12 protein-coding genes and 2 pseudogenes are annotated in these 16,678 nt (G+C 61.8%); 8 read left to right on the forward strand and 6 right to left on the reverse strand.

Translation table 11 applies throughout. The annotated features are described in order from the left end of the window. The first annotated feature begins 137 nt into the window (after positions 1-137). Genes B0E42_RS12230 through B0E42_RS12245 form a run of 4 tightly spaced genes read left to right on the forward strand, consistent with a single transcriptional unit; the run spans position 138 to position 5,890 of the window. A complete protein-coding gene (locus tag B0E42_RS12230) occupies positions 138-914 on the forward strand; it encodes a DUF3050 domain-containing protein (RefSeq protein WP_033062914.1) in 777 nt (258 codons plus the stop codon). Continuing rightward, on the forward strand, positions 911-1,843 hold the full coding sequence (locus tag B0E42_RS12235) for a diiron oxygenase (protein ID WP_046065607.1): 933 nt from the start codon (positions 911-913) through the stop codon (positions 1,841-1,843). The genes B0E42_RS12230 and B0E42_RS12235 overlap by 4 nt, the downstream gene beginning before the upstream one ends. A gap of 10 nt (positions 1,844-1,853) precedes the next feature. Next, positions 1,854-5,393 carry a non-ribosomal peptide synthetase gene (locus B0E42_RS12240; protein WP_077506495.1) on the forward strand — a complete coding sequence of 1,180 codons (3,540 nt, stop codon included), beginning with the start codon at positions 1,854-1,856 and terminating at the stop codon, positions 5,391-5,393. 32 nt (positions 5,394-5,425) lie between these two features. Then, entirely contained in the window at positions 5,426-5,890 is a 465-nt protein-coding gene (locus tag B0E42_RS12245; protein ID WP_077506496.1) for an SRPBCC family protein, read from the forward strand. A gap of 248 nt (positions 5,891-6,138) precedes the next feature. Here B0E42_RS12245 and B0E42_RS12250 read toward each other — a convergent pair whose 3' ends face one another. Next, a complete protein-coding gene (locus tag B0E42_RS12250) occupies positions 6,139-8,019 on the reverse strand; it encodes a methyl-accepting chemotaxis protein (RefSeq protein WP_053184960.1) in 1,881 nt (626 codons plus the stop codon). A gap of 254 nt (positions 8,020-8,273) precedes the next feature. Between B0E42_RS12250 and B0E42_RS12255 the strand changes: the two are divergent. Together B0E42_RS12255 and B0E42_RS31740 are read left to right on the forward strand one after the other, a co-directional pair. After that, positions 8,274-8,472, forward strand: a pseudogene (locus B0E42_RS12255) (RNA polymerase subunit sigma); the annotation flags it as partial. After that, a pseudogene (locus B0E42_RS31740) lies at positions 8,458-8,559 on the forward strand (hypothetical protein); the annotation flags it as partial. The pseudogenes B0E42_RS12255 and B0E42_RS31740, both read left to right, overlap by 15 nt. A gap of 220 nt (positions 8,560-8,779) precedes the next feature. Here the strand turns inward: B0E42_RS31740 and B0E42_RS12260 are convergent. After that, positions 8,780-9,862 carry a fatty acid desaturase gene (locus B0E42_RS12260; protein ID WP_077506497.1) on the reverse strand — a complete coding sequence of 361 codons (1,083 nt, stop codon included), beginning with the start codon at positions 9,860-9,862 and terminating at the stop codon, positions 8,780-8,782. A gap of 100 nt (positions 9,863-9,962) precedes the next feature. On the opposite strand from B0E42_RS12260, the gene B0E42_RS12265 reads away from it, so the two are divergent. After that, complete coding sequence (locus B0E42_RS12265; RefSeq protein ID WP_018613233.1) at positions 9,963-10,967, forward strand: AraC family transcriptional regulator; 1,005 nt, start codon at positions 9,963-9,965, stop codon at positions 10,965-10,967. A gap of 65 nt (positions 10,968-11,032) precedes the next feature. On the opposite strand, the gene B0E42_RS12270 is transcribed toward B0E42_RS12265, so the two are convergent. Then, positions 11,033-11,719, reverse strand: coding sequence for a Crp/Fnr family transcriptional regulator (locus B0E42_RS12270; RefSeq protein WP_018613235.1), 687 nt, complete (start codon positions 11,717-11,719; stop codon positions 11,033-11,035). Between the two features lie 87 nt (positions 11,720-11,806). Between B0E42_RS12270 and B0E42_RS12275 the strand changes: the two genes are divergently transcribed. Next, positions 11,807-12,331 (forward strand): DUF962 domain-containing protein, encoded by a 525-nt coding sequence (locus B0E42_RS12275; RefSeq protein WP_053184956.1) that lies wholly within the window; start codon positions 11,807-11,809, stop codon positions 12,329-12,331. 169 nt (positions 12,332-12,500) lie between these two features. Here the strand turns inward: B0E42_RS12275 and B0E42_RS12280 are convergent, their stop codons facing one another. From B0E42_RS12280 to B0E42_RS12290, 3 genes are read right to left on the reverse strand one after another with little or no spacing between them, the layout of a single operon-like run. After that, entirely contained in the window at positions 12,501-14,678 is a 2,178-nt protein-coding gene (locus B0E42_RS12280) for a GMC family oxidoreductase (RefSeq protein WP_077506498.1), read from the reverse strand. Continuing rightward, positions 14,675-15,187 carry a hypothetical protein gene (locus B0E42_RS12285; protein WP_018613240.1) on the reverse strand — a complete coding sequence of 171 codons (513 nt, stop codon included), beginning with the start codon at positions 15,185-15,187 and terminating at the stop codon, positions 14,675-14,677. Before B0E42_RS12285 ends, B0E42_RS12280 begins: the two co-directional genes overlap by 4 nt. Further along, positions 15,184-16,545 (reverse strand): cytochrome C, encoded by a 1,362-nt coding sequence (locus tag B0E42_RS12290; RefSeq protein ID WP_077506499.1) that lies wholly within the window; start codon positions 16,543-16,545, stop codon positions 15,184-15,186. Before B0E42_RS12290 ends, B0E42_RS12285 begins: the two co-directional genes overlap by 4 nt. Positions 16,546-16,678 lie beyond the last annotated feature (133 nt).

Below are 16,678 nucleotides of genomic sequence, written 5' to 3' on the forward strand. Positions count from 1 at the left end.
TCTAAAGCCGAAACAACGATTAAAAGAGAATGCTTAAGCCCCTTGGGCAATTCATGGACTCCGGTTCAGGCACCCGCTCGCCTTAATTAAATAACGAGCAGCCTTCCGGACAAAACATCATTGATGAGGACGTTCCGATGCAGCCATCCAAAGAACAACTATCTTTGAAAAAACACGAACTTGGCCAACACCCTGTTTTTTCCGAGATTACATCAATCGATCTGTTACGCCGCTTTATGGAAAGCCATGTCTTTGCCGTCTGGGACTTCATGTCGCTGACCAAGCGGCTGCAACGCGAGCTCACTTGTGTCCACCTGCCCTGGCTGCCGCCGGCCGACCCGCACGCGGCACGCTTGATCAATGAAATCGTGCTGGGGGAAGAGTCGGATGACCGCCCCGGCGCAGGCTATTGCAGCCATTTCGAACTGTACCTGGACGCCATGCGGGAAATCGGTGCCGATACCCGCGCGATCGAGCAATTCATCACCCTGCAACAGGAAGGCGTCAGCCCCGAGACGGCGCTGGACAGCGTCGATGTCGAACCGGCGGCGGCACGGTTCGTCCGCCAGACCTTGCACACCGCCCTGCACGCCCCGGCCCACAGCGTGGCCGCCGCCTTCGTGCACGGTCGCGAGAGTGTCATCCCGCAGATGTTCCAGCGCATGCTCGACGCTTGGGGCATTGGCCTGGACCAGGCGCCGACCTTTCGTTATTACCTGCAGCGGCACATCGAAGTCGATTCCGAAGACCATGGCCCGGCGGCAGAAAAGTTGTTGGCCCGGCTGATCGATGGCGACCCGCAGCGCGAAACCGAGGTACTGGCCGCCGCGCTCGCCGCTGTCCACAGCCGCGCAGCCTTGTGGGACGGCTTGCGCCAGAGCATGGCCCAGCCGGTTGCACAGGTGACGCCATGAACGCCGTCGAATACCAATCCTTCGCCGACGCCTGGGAAAGCCGCGCGACGATCCGTACCCGGCCACGGCGCCGGGTCGAGGACGACGACAAGCTGATCTTTCCCATGAGCCGCCAGCCGCTGGTGCACAGCCAGACCTTCCTCAGCCACTGTCCGCAATTGCGCGATTTTGTGCTGGTGCAGAGCCTCTACAAGTTCATCAACGACGTGGTGATTTTCGAGACCGAACTGGTGGACCACACCGCCCGGCGCATCGCCAAGAACCGCTTCGGCATCGAATTCCCGTTCGCCTGCCGCTACGACGCGATGACCGTGGTGGTGGACGAGGATTATCACGCGCTGGTGGCGATGGACTTCATGCAGCAGACCATCGACATGACCGGCATCGCACCGATCGCGTTGCCGGGGCAGATCGAACTCAGCCGCGCGATACCGGCAACCCTGGCCCAGGCGCCGGAACATCTGCTCAGCGCCGTGGAGCTGATCTGCATCGCCATCGCCGAGAACACCGTGACCAACGAAGTGGCGGCCTTCGCCCGGGACGACTCGGTCAAGGCCTCGATCAAGGGGCTGATGGCCGATCACTTGCTCGATGAGGGCCGGCACTCCGGTTTCTGGACGCGACTGGTACAGATCTACTGGCGCACCGCGCCCGAAGAGGACCGCGCGGCGATTGCACGCTTGATGCCCGGGTTCATCGTCCAGTACCTGACAAGCGACCTGCAGCAAGCGTTCGATTTCGAGCTGATCGCGCACCTGCCCGTCGACGAATCGGTACGCCAGTCGCTGCGTGAAGACGCCAGTGCGCTGGCCTACCCCATCAATCGTTTTCACCCGTTGGTGGGCAACATCACGCGCTTTTTCCGCAGCAGCTCGATGCTCGCGTCCCCCTGCGTACGCGACGCCCTCGCTGATTACCTGACTCCATGAGGACCTTTCGATGAAACGCCTCGAAATTGCAGTGCCTGGCACCAGCCAGGCCATGGCCGAACTGGCCCGGGAACTGGAGCTGCACGGCCACGGCATCGTGGATCGGCAATCGCCGGCCAACCACGACGCGGTCGATCTGTTGATCGACGACGGTACGACACCGCCTGCCGTTGAAGCCCGCTCATGCCTCCAAGTGCGCGTGGTGCTGCGCACGCTACCCGGCGAAGTATTGCCGCAACCGGTGGTGATGTTCCGCGACGGCGCGCAGCGGCTGCTGTGCCAGGAGGTGATTGCGCCGCAAGGCGATGGCAACGGTCAGTCCCTGCGGTTGCGCACCCTGGCGACGGTGGTCGAGACCGGGGCACGGCTGGTCAGCCAGTTATCCCGGGATGACACTTGCTTCGATCACTGGCCGACCGTGCGCGCTGACGCTGTCGAGCAGCCCCTGCTCGGGCTCGATGCGCTGGAGCCGCTGGCGTTCGAGCACGGCCTCAATCGGCCGTCGGTGCCCTGGCTGCTGGCCGCCGCCAACGTGCCGGTGATGCACAGCATCGAACAGCGCATGCTCGACGACGCGACGCAACCGGCCCTGTGGGTCGATGGACAACTCATCGACTACAAATCCTTGCGCCGCCTGGTGCTGAGGTTGCAGCAACCGATGCTGGAAATACTGCACCGCGCAGAACATGAGAAAGGAGCTGCTGGAGAACCTGTGGGAGCAAGGCTTGCCCGCGATGAAGACACCGACGCTCTCAAGCAAACCGCGTCATCGTTCATCGGGGGCAAGCCTTCCTCCCACAGGCCTTCCTCCCCCAAGGTGATCGGTGTCTGCCTGCCCAAGTCCGCGCACCTGTATGCGGCGATCCTGGCGGTGCTGGGCTGCGGGGCGGTGTACCTGCCGTTGGACCCGCAGCATCCGGCGCAACGTCGGCGCTTCATCCTGGAAAATGCCCAGGCGGACCTGCTGCTGCACGACGGCGACAGCGACCTGGGCGACCTGGCATTGCCAACGCTCAATGTCCAGCAACTGCCAGCGCCCACGCCAGGCATCCCGGCTTCGTTGATCCGCCGCACGGTGGACAGCGACGCACCGGCCGTGGCGATCTACACCTCTGGCACCACCGGCCAGCCCAAGGGCGTGTTGCTCAGCCACCGCAACCTCAGTCACTTCTGTGCCTGGTACGGCGACTACGTCGGGTTGCAGCGCGACAGCCGGGCGTTGCAGTTTTCCACCATCAACTTTGATGCGTCGCTGCTGGATATCCTCCCGACCTTCATCCACGGCGCCCTGCTGGTGGTGCCCAGCGAAGACCAGCGCCGCGATCCGCAGCAACTGGTCGCGTTGATTCACCAGCAGCACATCAGCCACGCCTTTCTGCCGCCTGCGCTGCTGAGCGTCATGCCCCTGGATGCGCCGCTGGGCCTGGCGCACCTGATCACCGGGGGCGACGTCTGCGAGCCGTTCGTGATCGAACAGCTCGCGCCACAATGCCGGTTCCACAACATCTACGGCCCCACCGAAACCACGGTGCTGGCGACCACACGACAGTTCGGCGTCGGCGACAACAACCGCAACCTTGGCATGCCCATCGCCAATGGCCGGGTGCTGATCCTGGACGAACAGTTGCAACCGGTTCCCCAAGGTGTCCCCGGCGAGCTGTACATCGCCGGCCCGGGCGTCGGCCTGGGTTATCTGAACGACCCGACGCTGACCGCGACGCGCTACCTCGACCTGGCGCTGCCCACCGGGCAAACGCTGCGGGTTTATCGCACGGGTGATATCGGCCAGTGGACCGACAACGGCATCGAACTGTGTGGCCGGCGCGATAACCAGGTGAAAATCCGCGGTTTTCGGGTCGAGCCCGAGGAAATCGAGCACTGCCTGCGCGATAGCCAGTTGTTTCGCCAAGTGGCAGTGGGGGTCGATGAGCGGCGGCGAATCCTGGCGTTCCTGGTTCATCCCGAGCACTCCGGTGACGCCCTCCAGGCGTTGCGCGAACATGTGCAGAACAGCTTGCCCAGCTACATGCACCCGGCCGCTTACGTCGAGTTGCCGAGCCTGCCGTACACCAGCAACGGCAAGGTCGATCGCCGGGCCTTGCTCGCCATGGCGGTGCAGGTACAGGTCGACGGCCAGCGCCGGCAGCCGCAGAACGCCCTCGAGACACAATTGCAGCAACTGTGGGCCGAGCTGCTTGAACTGCCGGTCGAAGACATCGCCACCGACGAAAGCTTCTTCAACCTCGGCGGGCATTCGATCCTGCTGTCGCGACTGTTGTTGAGCATCCGCCAGACGTTCGGTCGCAGCCTGTCGATCAACCGCTTTATCGAAGCGCCGACGCTGATGACCTTGGCCAAGTTGCTGGACGATCCTGATCAAAACAGTGCATCGGTCCTCAGCCCCCAGGCCTTCATCGATGCCGAGGCCGAACTCAACCTCGATCCGCTGCCCATCAGCCAATGCGGCGATGTGCACAAGGTGGTGGTGACTGGTGCCAACAGCTTTCTCGGGGTGCACATTGTCGAAGCACTGCTGGCCTGGGGCGCCACCGAAGTCGCGTGCCTGGTGCGTGCGAGCGCTGAACACAGCGCGGCCGAGCGCTTCTCCCAGGCCCTTCAGGACAATCACCTGACCCACCTGGACCTGGACCGCGTCAGTGTGTACGCCGCCGACATCACCCAACCCCAATTGGGTCTGCCAGACGACGTCTACGCCCGCATCGACCGCACCTTCGGCGCGCTGGTGCACAACGCTGCCCACGTCAACCATGTGCTCGACTACGAGTCCCTGGCGCGGGACAACGTGGAGCCGATCTTCGAATGCCTGCGCCTGTGTGAAGGGCGCAGCAAGAAGATCTTCAACTTCGTCTCCACGCTTTCCGCCTCCAGTGCCCTGGACGCCGACGGCCAGGTGCTGGAACAGCCTGCCGCCGAGACGCCGCCGATCTACATCAAGAACGGCTACAACCTGTCCAAATGGGTCGGCGAACGGATCCTGCAACGCGCCCGGGATCGCGGGGTGTGGGTCAATCTGTTCCGTCCCGGCAACATCAGTTTCAACAGCCTGACCGGGGTCTGCCAGCCCCACAAAAATCGCTTGATGTTGATGCTCAAAGGCTCGATCCAGCTCGGTCAGGTGCCGGAGCTGTCCCTCAATTTCGACCTGATGCCGGTGGATTTCCTGGCCCGTTTCATCGCCTTCCACGCCAGCCGTTACCAGCCGACGCAAGCGGTGTTCAACCTGCACAACCCACAGCCTTTGAGCTGGGATGCTTATGTCGCGTCGTTCCGCGACAGCGGCCGGGAATTTTCGCTGGTCAGCGTCGCCGAGTGGCAACGGCAATTGGCTCGGGTCGATGCCGACAACGCGTTGTTTGGCGTGCTGGGTTTCTACCTCAACGGCTTCGAAGAAGACATCGGCGATATCTCACTGATCAGCCATGACAACGCCCGCGCCGGCGTGCGGCAGATGGGCGCCAGCTACCCGGAAAAGTCCCCGGCCTTGCTGCGTCGCGGCGCCGAGTACCTCAAGGCCATCGACTTCATCTGAAACACCCTCAACCCAAAGCAAGGAGCAAGACCATGAGTGCATTTCAACCCGACACCCTGATCAAAAACCCCCAAGCCTGCCAGGTCGAAACCTCGGTGGAGGTCGCGGCCGACGCGGCGCGCGTCTGGGACGTGGTGGGTGATTTTGGCGGCTTCAACCGTTTCATCCCGGCGCTGGAACACATCGAAATGACCGGCGAGGGCGTGAGGTCCCTGCGCAAGAAATTCTTCCGCGATGGGCAGAACCTGGTGGTGGAACAGCTCAACAGCCGTGACGACCAGGCCATGCACATGACCTGGACGCTGATCTACAACACCCTGGGCATCGATAACCTGTGGGCGGCCATGCGCGTCGACCCCCTGGCGGACAACCGCTGCCGCGCCACCTGGACCATCATCGCCGACCACACCGACGCCCACACGCCGTCGGGCTTCAGGGATTTCCTCCAGGGCTTCGCCGATGAGGCGATGGGGAATGTGCAAGGGATGTTCAAGTAAGCGCCACCCCTTGTGGGAGCGAGCTTGCTCGCGAGAGCGGCAGTCCAGACAACCCATGGATTGGCTTGAAGCTGATCGTCCCCACGCTCTGCGTGGGGATGCATCCCGTGACGCTCTGCGTCACCTTCCAGAAGCGGAACGCGGAGCGTCCCTGGCGACATTCCCACGCAGGAGCGTGGGAACGATCGAATGCTGGGGCCTGCTGCGCAGGCCAGCGGGAGCAAGCTCCCCCGCCACAGGGGACTGGGTCAGATCTTGAAGCTGTCCACCAGTTGCTTCAACCGGTTGGCCTGTTGCGACAAGGCATCGCAATCCTTCAAGGTTTCATTGAGGTTGGCGACGCTTTGCTGGTTCAGCAGGTTGATGTGGCTGACGTCCATGTTGAGGGTTTCAACCACCGCGGTCTGTTCTTCGGTCGCAGCGGCCACCGACTGGTTCATGCCGTCGATCTCACCGATACGCTGCGTCACGCTGACCAGTCGCAGGCCGGCCTGGTTGGCCACTTCCACGCTTTCTTCGCTGGAGGTCTGGCTGGCGTTCATCGTGGTCACCGCTTCACGGGAGCCGACCTGCAGCGAGGTGATCATCTTGTGGATTTCTTCCGCCGACTCCTGGGTGCGGTGCGCCAGGTTGCGCACTTCATCGGCCACCACCGCAAAACCACGGCCGGCCTCACCGGCACGAGCCGCTTCGATGGCCGCGTTCAGCGCCAGCAGGTTGGTTTGCTGGGAGATGCCCTTGATCACGTCCAGGATGTGGCCGATGTTGTCGGTGCTGGCGTTCAGGGTTTCGATCTGGGTGCACGAAAGGCTGATCTTCTGCGACAACTCAGTCATGGCCTGGATGGTTTTTTCCACCACTTGGCGACCGTCATCGGCCTGTTCGCTGGCACCGCTGGCATGCTGCGAGGCATCGGCGGCATTGCGGGCGATTTCCTGGGTCGCGGCGCCCAACTCGTTGATGGCCGCAGCCACGCTGTTGGTGCGGGCGCTCTGCTCGTCCGAGCCGACGAGCGACGCATTGGACGAGGTCATCACCCGCTGCGACAGGTCATGCACCTGGCGAGTGGCGGAAGACACTTCCGAGATCGACGCGTGAATCCGCTCCACGAACTGGTTGAACGAACCACCCAGCACCGCAAACTCATCCTTGCCCTGCACCACCAGGCGCCGGGTCAGGTCGCCTTCGCCCTGGGCGATGTCCTGCATGGCGCGGCCCATGGTGGTCAACGGACGCATCAGTACCTGGATCAGCAGGCTCAGCAGCAACGCAATGGCCGCCACCGCGACAAACATCGCAATCAGCGCAGACGTACGGAACTGGCTCAACGGCGCGTAGGCCTTGGCCTTGTCGATCGACAGGCCGATGTACCACTCGGCGTTCGGCAAGCCAGTCACTGGAGTGAACGAAAGGATACGGTCCTGCCCGTTCAGCTCAACGTCCTGGATACCCTTGCCAATACGCACCGGGGTACCGGGGTAGATGTCCTTGAGGTTCTTCATCACCTGGTCTTTATCCGGGCTGACGATCACCTGACCGTCGCCGCTGACCAGGAACGCATGGCCGATACCACCGAAGTCCACGGAGTTGATGATTTTCACCAGGGTTTCCAGGCTCAGGTCGCCGCCCACCACGCCGAGCAGTTCGCCCTTATGCTTCACCGGCAGGGCAACGGTCACCACCAGGCCACCCACCGCCGCCAGATAAGGCGGGGTCAGCATGGCTTTATCGGCGGTCACCGCCTGTTTGTACCAAGGGCGCTGACGCGGGTCGTAGCCGTCAGGCATTTTGGCGTCCGGACGTTGGGTGAAGACACCGTTGGCCTGGCCCACATAAGTGAACTGGAAGTTCGACGTCAGCGCTGGCTGATCGACCAGCCCTGGCAGATCGGCAGCAGCACCCTGGTGCGCGATGTTTTGTGCCAGGTTTTCCAGCACCAGTATCCGGCCACTCATCCAGTTCTGGATGCTGCTGGCCGTCAGGTCACCGGATTGCTCGATGGACGACTCAAGGCTGCTGCCGATGGTGTTGCGCTGCAAATAATCGTTGTAGAGCGTGAACAGGGCAAAAGCCAGGACCACCACACCAGAGGCGGCAAGAAGGATTTTGTGGCTGAACTTTAGATTCATTGTTGAGGCTTCTTATGCAAGGAGTGGGGAGTGCATTCCAGGTTTGCAACGTTCTATGTAACAGTGCGAGCGGTTATCAATTCGCTCCACTTTGGTGCACACGTACAAGTCTGTCGGCAAACCTGTACAAATAATTAGGGAATAGAAGAAATAGCCGACGAGAGGACACAGCGGGCGAACGGTGGTTGCAAATTCGCCGACGGCTGATGACAGTGCGACCCATGATCATTTGTGACATCCAGGCCGTTGCGTCCATGTCATCTCCCGAGTTTGCAGTACAGGCGCTCTACAGCCGTCATCACGGCTGGCTCAATACTTGGCTGCGCACCCGCCTGGGCAACGCCGCCGATGCCGCGGACCATCGACCATTAGTGGCGAGAAGAAATCGAACGCGCCTACCTCAAAACCATAGCTCACCTGCCGGACGCCGAAACCCCTGGTGCCGAAGAAAAGCTCCATGCCTTCATCGTCGACAACATGCTGCAAGCCGAATTTTTTACCGGCGCGACCAAGCACACCGTACTGATGGGGGCCGACTATATGTCGGCTACAGCTGGGCCGATGCCTCGGTGACGGTGAGCTATCAGTTCTAACCTGTTCCCGGCCTTAACTCATTCTCTGTGGCGAGGGAGCTTGCTCCCGCTGGGCTCTGTAGGAGCTGGCGAAGCCTGCGATCTTTTGATCTTGATCTTTCGCTCTGGACTCAATTGGCTGGGGAAAGATCGCAGCCTCGTTGCACTCGTCAGCTCCTACACAGCTCCTACACAGCTCCTGCAGGCCCGGCGGGAGTTTCCTCCCGCACCACACCCTCTTCCCGCACAAACCGATTCGCCCGGCCAAACGTACCGAAATCATTGAACCGCACACCCATCTCCCGCATCACTTGGTGGGCCACCGGCACCGTCAGTTGGCGAATGTAGAACGGCTCCTTCACCACGAAATGATGAATGCCATGGCTGCTGCCGAAGTTGAAGCAGAACGCCTGCAACGGCCACAACCACCAAGGGTTGAGCACCTGGGTCTGCTGGATCACATTGCCCGGCTCGATGTCGCCGTAGTAGTGCATGTTCGAGCTGACAAAATGCAGGCAAAAGGTGCGCAACACGTTCGGCCCGATGATCACCACCGCGGCGATGTCGATTACCTGCATCGTCGCCAGTGTGCTGGCCGACCAGTCAATTGAAGTCCCCAGCAGACTGGCGATGCCGTTGGCCCCATGAAAACCGAGAAACACATACCAGGCGCCCCAATGCAGCAACGCCAGCGGGAAATACACCTTCAGCGTGCGCTTGAGAATGCTGCGCTTGTGCGTCCAGGTCTTGGCCCGCAGCAGGCGGATGAAGGCCGACATCACGTTATCGCCGACCATCAGCAACCGCGCCAGCCCCCAGGGTTCGCCGTTGGTGATGGCCCGCTCCTCCATGTCGGCTTCGCTGCCGGACACCTTGTGATGGTTGAGGTGCAGGTGGCGGCGGATCCACGGGTTGATGGTGCTCGGCCGCGCCAGCCAGACCAAACCCATCATCAGGTTGTGGGGCAGGCGCTGCTTGCGAAAATACATGCTGTGGATCAGGTCGTGTTCCAGCTCGTGGGTCAGGGACGCGAAAAACGCGTTGAGCAACAGGCACGCCCACCCGGCCAGGTAACCGTTGATGTAGAGCAGCGCCGAACCGATCATCCCGACCAGGGCGACCGCCAGGATGCCCGCGCCCAACGCGTCCTGGTGACGCAGGATCGGATAGCGCTGGCGCAATTCTTCGCCCCGGGCCAGGACCACCTGGCGAATCTGGGCCGATCGTTGTTGTGCATTCAATCGCTCGGGGCTTGCGCAAGTGCCGTGCATGGCTTACATCCTCTGTTAGAGATGTGCTCATCCTGCCGGGCGTTGTCCCCTGGGGTGGTAGCCGTAAACGCCAACCTGTTGACCGCAAGCGCCAATCGTCATGACTGAACCGACCTCCCTCGCCAGCTGGACCCGCGCCCTGCGCAAACAGCTCGATGCGCTGGGCCTGGACAGCCATGCCTTGTGCGTAGAAGCCGGCCTCGACCCGCAATGGATGGACGACCCGAACGCCCGTTACCCGCTGTCGGCCACCACGCGTTTGTGGGCATTGGCCGTACAGGCCAGCGGCGACCCGGCCATTGGCCTGCGGGTGTCGCGCTTTGTCAGCCCCACCACGTTTCACGCGCTGGGTTATGCCTTGGTGGCCAGCGGCAGCCTGCGGGAAGTGTTCGAGCGGATCGTGCGCTATCACCCGGTGGTCAGCGATGCGCTGACCCTGCAATTGAACCGGGGCGAAGACCGCTACCGCTTCAGTCTCGAGGTGCCGCCGGGCCGACCGGCGCCAGCCTTCGAAGCCATCGACGCGTTCACGGCAATTTACGTGCGCACCTGTCGCAACCGCCTCGGCCGTGATTACGCACCGCTGGCGGTGTACCTGCGGCGCCCGGAACCGGCGGACCCCAGCCCCTGGCACAAGGTGTTCCGCTCGCCGGTGCATTTCGGCGCCGACCAGGATTGCCTGGAGTTCAACCTCAGCGACTTCGACAGCCACCTGGACGACGCCAACCCGGAACTGGCCGAACACAACGAAACGGTGCTCGAACGCACCCTCGCCCAGCTCAAGCCACTGACCTGGGAACGCAAGGTACGCGCGGCCATCGAGGCCCAACTGCCCGAAGGCGAGCCCAGCGCCGAACGCATCGCCCAGGCCATGCACCTGAGCCTGCGCAGCCTGCAACGGCACCTGGCCGACGAAGGCTGCCGCTTCGACACACTGCTCAACGAGTGCCGGGAGAATCTGGCGCTGCTGCACCTGCGGGATCCAAACTGCTCGCTGAGCGAAGTCAGCTATCTGTTGGGTTTTGCCGATGCCAGCAGCTTCAGCCGCGCCTTCAAGCGCTGGACCGGGATGACGCCGGGGCAGTTTCGGGATGGGTTGCGCTAGGGCTTTGGGTTGGCTGCACTGGCCCTATCGCGAGCAAGCTCGCTCCCACAAGGTTCAGATCGGGTTCAGGTTGTGGTCAGGGCCCGCAACCGCTCGATGTCGAGGATTTCGATCTCGCCGTAACCCAGGTGCAGGATGCCCTGGGCCTGCAGGTCCTTGAGGATCTGGTTGGTGGTCTGGCGTGACAGCGCGAGCATCAGCGCCAGTTGTTCCTGGGGCAGTTGCAGGACCCGCCGCGGCGGTTCGATTTCGCCGTAGCCTTCGGCGATCAGCAGCAGGCGGTGGGCCACGCGGGCCGGGGCGGGCATCAGGCTCAGGTGTTCGAGGTTGATGAAGGTCAGGCGCAGTTTGTGGCTCATCAACAATGCCAGGTGCCGCCAGTAGATCGGCTGCTCTTGCAGCAATGCCAGCAACGGCGCCTGGGGCACATGCAGCAGCGTACATTGACCGACAACCACCGCATCATGAGTGCGCGGCTGGCCATCGAACAGGCAGATTTCACCGAACCAGTGGGGCGCCTCCACCACGCTCAGCAATGCCTCCTTGCCCTGTTCGTTCACCGCACCGACGCGCACCGCGCCTTCCAGCACGGCATACAGCCCACACGGTGGGTCGCCGCGCTGGAACAGCCGATGCCCCGGCGGCAGGCGGCGCACCCGCGCCATGCCCAGCAGACTATTCTGTAACTCAGCAGGCAGATGGCTGTACCAGTGGCTGGCCATCAGGTGCGAGTGCCAAGGATGCGAATTCATGGAAACTCCGGGACAAGTGTCGGCTAACTGACAGAACGCCTTGTGGTACCTGGGCATCATGCAGGCATCACCTCAGGAGGAACAACAATGAAAAGCCTCGTCGATCATCTCAGTCAATACGCTGCCTATCACCGCGACCCGCGCAACATCGCCAGTCATTTCATCGGTATCCCGCTGATCTTCGTTGCCGTCGCCGTGCTGCTGTCACGCCCAGGTTGGCCAGTGGGCGCGGTCCTGGTGTCGCCAGCGCTGCTGGTAGCGGTGGCCAGTGCCTGGTTCTACCTGCGCCTGGAGTTGCGCCTGGGGGCGCTGATGACGGTGCTGCTGGGCCTGGCGGTCTGGCTGGGCCAGGTGCTCGCCGCGCAAAGCACCCTGGTGTGGCTGGGCAGTGGCCTGGGGATGTTCGTGGTGGGCTGGGTGATCCAGTTTGTCGGCCACTACTACGAAGGCCGCAAGCCGGCGTTCGTCGACGACCTCACCGGGCTGATTGTCGGGCCGCTGTTTGTGGTGGTGGAAGCGGGCTTCCTGCTGGGGCTTCGCGGCGAACTGAAACGGGCCATCGAAGAGCGCGCCGGTCCGGTAGCCTTGCGCAACCAGCGCTCGGCCGCCTGAAAACAACGCAATACCCCGCCTGCCCCCCTTGTTGGAGCGGACCTGTGGGAGCAAGGCTTGCCCGCGATGGCATCGCCTCGGTCGATCAGCTACACCGAGGTGTTTGCATCGCGGGCAAGCCTTGCTCCCACAAGCCCGCTCCCACAAAAGTTAGGCCTTAGCGCTCAAGTTACAGCGCACCAAACTCGACCCGTATCGTCAGCGCGCCGGTGTTATCTTTCAAGCCAGACCCGTACTGCCCGGTCAGGTCATCGTTGATGCACAGTTGCAGTTCGCCTTGCTGGTCGCCCGGAACCTGCCCCAGATCCCCCACCAGGAACGGCTTGCCACCATCGCCCACGCGACCGATCAAGGCACCTTCGGCGGCACCGGGCAAGGCATAGCTGCTGTAGTCGATGTGCCTCGAACCGCCATTTCCATCGACATTGCCGCCCTGTGGACTGGCACACCATAGCCCACTGACGTAGCGCACCAGGCGCGGTACCAACCCGTTGACCTGCACGCCGGTGCCCTGCCAGGCGATGTTGGATTGGACCTGCATCGTCACCGCCCGCAGGTCATTGGCCAGCGTATCCCCGGCCTGGAACGACAGCGCCGCAATCGTCAGGCTCGGGTTCGAGGTGCCGGTGCTGGGGAAGACACCGTCGCCCACCAGGAACAGGTTCTTGTGGTCCCAACTGCGCTGGTATTTATCCACGACCGACTTTTTGGGGTCATCGCCCATGCGGTAAGTCCCCATCAGGTGACCGGCGCCCTGGAAGCTGTAGGGCACCTTGTCGTAAGTAAAACATCCAGGTGCGATGATGTCCGTCAACTCCTGGGCACCGAGCAGGTCCTCGATGATGTGCGTCGCCAGTATTTTCGCCTGCTGGAAACCCTTCATGGTGTACTTGGACAGGTCGTAGTGGATTTCCGGCCGAGGGATACCGAGCCGGTCCGTGTATTCGGTCGAGGGCACGATGTAGCATTTCGCGTGGTCGGGGTCGTCCTCGACCTGCTCGACCAGGAAACCGATCCGGAACTGGCGGGTGAAGACGTCGTTGAGCTTATGTACCAACGCCGTTCCGGATAGCAATTTATTGCTCGGGTTGGCGCCGCCATTGTTCTTCCCGTCGATAAAGTCGGCGACCGTGGTGTAGGGATCACCGGCCGGCCAGTTCCAACCTTCGTTGCCAATCTCGATACGCCACGCCGCACGATCGCTGCGAAAGGCACCGTCGCGCAGGCTTTCGATGCCGGCCGTCGATAGCGGTCCCCGGTAGGGGAAAATCGCCTTGCCCTCGGGCATCAACCCCCACGCCAGATAAATGGGATGGTCAGCCAGGCCGCGACCCACTTGCCCGCTGCTGTTGGCCACGCCGGAGTGCAGTAGCAGCTTCGGTGTTTCGATCGCATGGGCGGCGATCACATAACGTTGTCCTATTGCCACACCGGTCCCAGTAACGGGGCCATCTTCCAATTGATACTGCTTGAACTCGATGCCATTCATATTGCTGTCAGTGCCCACGGTTACTTTGCTGGCCACGGTTCGATAAAGCACTCGGACCTTGCCAGTGTTCAACGCTTTGTTCATGGTCACGGTGGCGTCGTACTTGGCCTGGATTGGGCAGATCGGCGTGCAGTTGGTATTGCCGGCGCATACCCGGCGACCGGCATAAGGTTGAGAGTTGCGCCCGGCCGGCGTCGGGCTGACCACCAGCGGCAAGCTATCGAACGTCTTCCCCGTGACAGCCGTGACAAAGCTGCCATCGACCAGCGACAACGGAATGCTGCGCATCGGGAATGCATAACCCTCAGGAAAGGTCATGCCCAGATAGGCTTGGTCGGCGACGTTGGCCGACACGCCGATTTCCGCTTCCGCCCGGCAATAGGCGCTTTGCAGATCGTCATAACCGATCGGCCAATCCACCCCGACGCCATACTTGGACCGCAGGCGAAAATCGTTCGGCACCATGCGCAGGCAGGTTCCGACCCAATGCCATGTCGTGCCGCCACCCACCCGTTCGTAAGTGCTCGTAAAGGGCAGCGGGCCTTTTTGTACCAAGTAGCTGACCGCCGGATTGTTCCAATTACCATTGAGCAGATCGGCAATGGTCGCCCGTGGCGCGTTCAGTTCGGCCGGCCCCTTGAGATGTGGGTCCAGTGTCGTGCTTGGGGGATAAGGGGACTCAGGGGTTTTCAGTGTCGCGGTATAAAAACGCTCCAGATACTGGGCACGATTGACCGGTATCTCCGGCCCCGACTCGAGTACCAGCACATCAATACCGGCCATGCCCAACTGATAGGCAATGATGCTACCGGCCAGGCCTGCGCCAACGATCACCACTTCGGCTTTTTCGGTACTCATGACAACGCTCCTTGCTGTCCGTTAGCGGATACGCCGGTCAAATCTTCAAGGCTGGAGGGCGCGCTGTTCCAATACCCAAAAAACGATTCGCTGTAGCCCATCGGGTGGGCCTGGGCGATCTTCCAGGCCCAGCTGTTGACGTAGGCCTGATCGGACACCACCGCCGAATCATCTTTCTTGAAAGGCGCCATATCGAACGGTTGATACCAGACGCCCAACAACCACAATTTCATGATCGAGCGCGCAAGTAGCACGGTGTGTGGAATCGTCGGTTGCATGTTGAACTTCAGTATCTGCTGGGCGATCTGGTCGGACGGTACATGGTCCGCCGCCAGCGTGGCGTATTGAGTCAAGAGCGCGTTGAGCACGTCGGAAGGAACTCGCGCAGTGACGTAATCGAGAAAGATCGGCGGCAAACCGACCTGGTCGATCTGCGGTGCCAGACGATCGGCCGAGATGCCAATCAGGGCCGATGACAGGCCTACGAAATTATCCAGATTGCTGCTCATTGCTTGGCTCCTTGTCCACTGGTGGACTGTGCGCGTTCGAGCAAATAGGTGAAATCCGCAAAGCTGGTGCGTGCCGATTCGGTGACATGGGTGGCCGCATTGCCGTGGCACGCCATGCAACTGGAAGACGCCTGGGGCACAGTGCCCTGGATGTAGGTCTCCAGCGTGGCGTTGGCCAGGAACAACGGCGCCGGACTGCCCAGCGGGTTGGCGGCCGATATCTGGCAGTTCTTGGGTGGGTCCGAGGGCCACTGGGTACTGATCAGTTGATAGTTCGCCCAGACGCTCTGCGGGTTCACCTTACGCAACAGCTCTTGATACGTAGCGTTCAGTTTTCTGGTGGCCTCGGTGAGCGGCACGTCGCGCACGATCTGCGAGGGAGTAGCCTTGACCGCTGGGTTCCATGGCCGTGGCGGCGGCTGGTTGATGTCGCTTGTGCTGGCTGCGTTGTAGAACAGATAAGGCCCCGTCCGCTGGGCAACGGGCGTGGTTTTTTCCGGCACGTTTTTTACATGCTCAAACGTTGACCAGACCCATTGCGCCGCGCTGGTGGTCTTATGGACCATGTGCAATCCCACCAACCCGACCGGCTCGGACACGCACGACTCCGCGACAATCGGCCCATGGCTGGGGTCGTTGTTCCCCGGGGTGTAGACCAGCGCGTCGACGGTGTGAAAATCCTGCCGCTTGTCGTTGGGGCCCAGCACTTTCCACGACGCCTTCACCATCACCGCACCGACCTGTTGGGTTTTGGTGGAGCCACAACTGAACGCCACGGTGTTGTTCGCATTGGCGGCAAAAAATTTCTGCTGGCCTTCGATGCTGTACAGGCCGTTATCGACGATCCCGTTGAACATCGATTGGTTGACCACGATTTCGTTGCGCGTGTAGGTGCCGTTCTGGTCCACCAACGGGCCGCTCTCGAAGGGCTGGATAAATTCATCCAGCACATCGGGCACCTTGCCCATTTGCTGCAACAAGCGACCGGGCTTGAGCGACTTGCACGCTTCAGGCAGGGTCGCCGGGGCGTTCCAGGGCAGCGGGGCCTGGCCCTTGGCGCGGAAAATCTGGTAGCTCTCTTTCCAGCTTTCCCACACCGTGGCGCCATCCTGCTTGCCGATGGAGGTGCCGGTATTGGGATCGCCGTTATCCAGCGCTGGCCAGTTCAGGGCAATGAAGGTCTGCCACGACAGCTCATCGAAATTGGCTTGCAGGCTGACCAGTGAAACCGGGGTGGTCACGGTGACATCGAAGGGTATCTGGGGGGACAACGAAGGGGCGGCGCTGGCGGCCGGAGCCAGCAAGACGCCTAACAATGCACAGCCAAGCGGGCCATGCCGACTGACTTCCACTCTCATGTTTTCTCTCCTTGGCATCAGGGCACCAGGAGAGATAACACCGGTCCGTCATGGACTCTCACTTGCCTCCTGGCCTGTCAGAGTCTAGGTAGGGTTTGGGCGGGGAAAAGGTGTTGGCGTAGAACCAATCGAA

Source organism: Pseudomonas sp. A25(2017), from assembly GCF_002001065.1.
Classification (GTDB): domain Bacteria; phylum Pseudomonadota; class Gammaproteobacteria; order Pseudomonadales; family Pseudomonadaceae; genus Aquipseudomonas; species Aquipseudomonas kilonensis.

Coding starts and splice junctions, on each gene's coding strand:
- B0E42_RS12230 (WP_033062914.1), top strand. CDS start 138: ATGCAGCCATCCAAAGAACAACTATCTTTGAAAAAACACGAACTTGGC.
- B0E42_RS12235 (WP_046065607.1), top strand. CDS start 911: ATGAACGCCGTCGAATACCAATCCTTCGCCGACGCCTGGGAAAGCCGC.
- B0E42_RS12240 (WP_077506495.1), top strand. CDS start 1,854: ATGAAACGCCTCGAAATTGCAGTGCCTGGCACCAGCCAGGCCATGGCC.
- B0E42_RS12245 (WP_077506496.1), top strand. CDS start 5,426: ATGAGTGCATTTCAACCCGACACCCTGATCAAAAACCCCCAAGCCTGC.
- B0E42_RS12250 (WP_053184960.1), bottom strand. CDS start 8,019: ATGAATCTAAAGTTCAGCCACAAAATCCTTCTTGCCGCCTCTGGTGTG.
- B0E42_RS12260 (WP_077506497.1), bottom strand. CDS start 9,862: ATGCACGGCACTTGCGCAAGCCCCGAGCGATTGAATGCACAACAACGA.
- B0E42_RS12265 (WP_018613233.1), top strand. CDS start 9,963: ATGACTGAACCGACCTCCCTCGCCAGCTGGACCCGCGCCCTGCGCAAA.
- B0E42_RS12270 (WP_018613235.1), bottom strand. CDS start 11,719: ATGAATTCGCATCCTTGGCACTCGCACCTGATGGCCAGCCACTGGTAC.
- B0E42_RS12275 (WP_053184956.1), top strand. CDS start 11,807: ATGAAAAGCCTCGTCGATCATCTCAGTCAATACGCTGCCTATCACCGC.
- B0E42_RS12280 (WP_077506498.1), bottom strand. CDS start 14,678: ATGAGTACCGAAAAAGCCGAAGTGGTGATCGTTGGCGCAGGCCTGGCC.
- B0E42_RS12285 (WP_018613240.1), bottom strand. CDS start 15,187: ATGAGCAGCAATCTGGATAATTTCGTAGGCCTGTCATCGGCCCTGATT.
- B0E42_RS12290 (WP_077506499.1), bottom strand. CDS start 16,545: ATGAGAGTGGAAGTCAGTCGGCATGGCCCGCTTGGCTGTGCATTGTTA.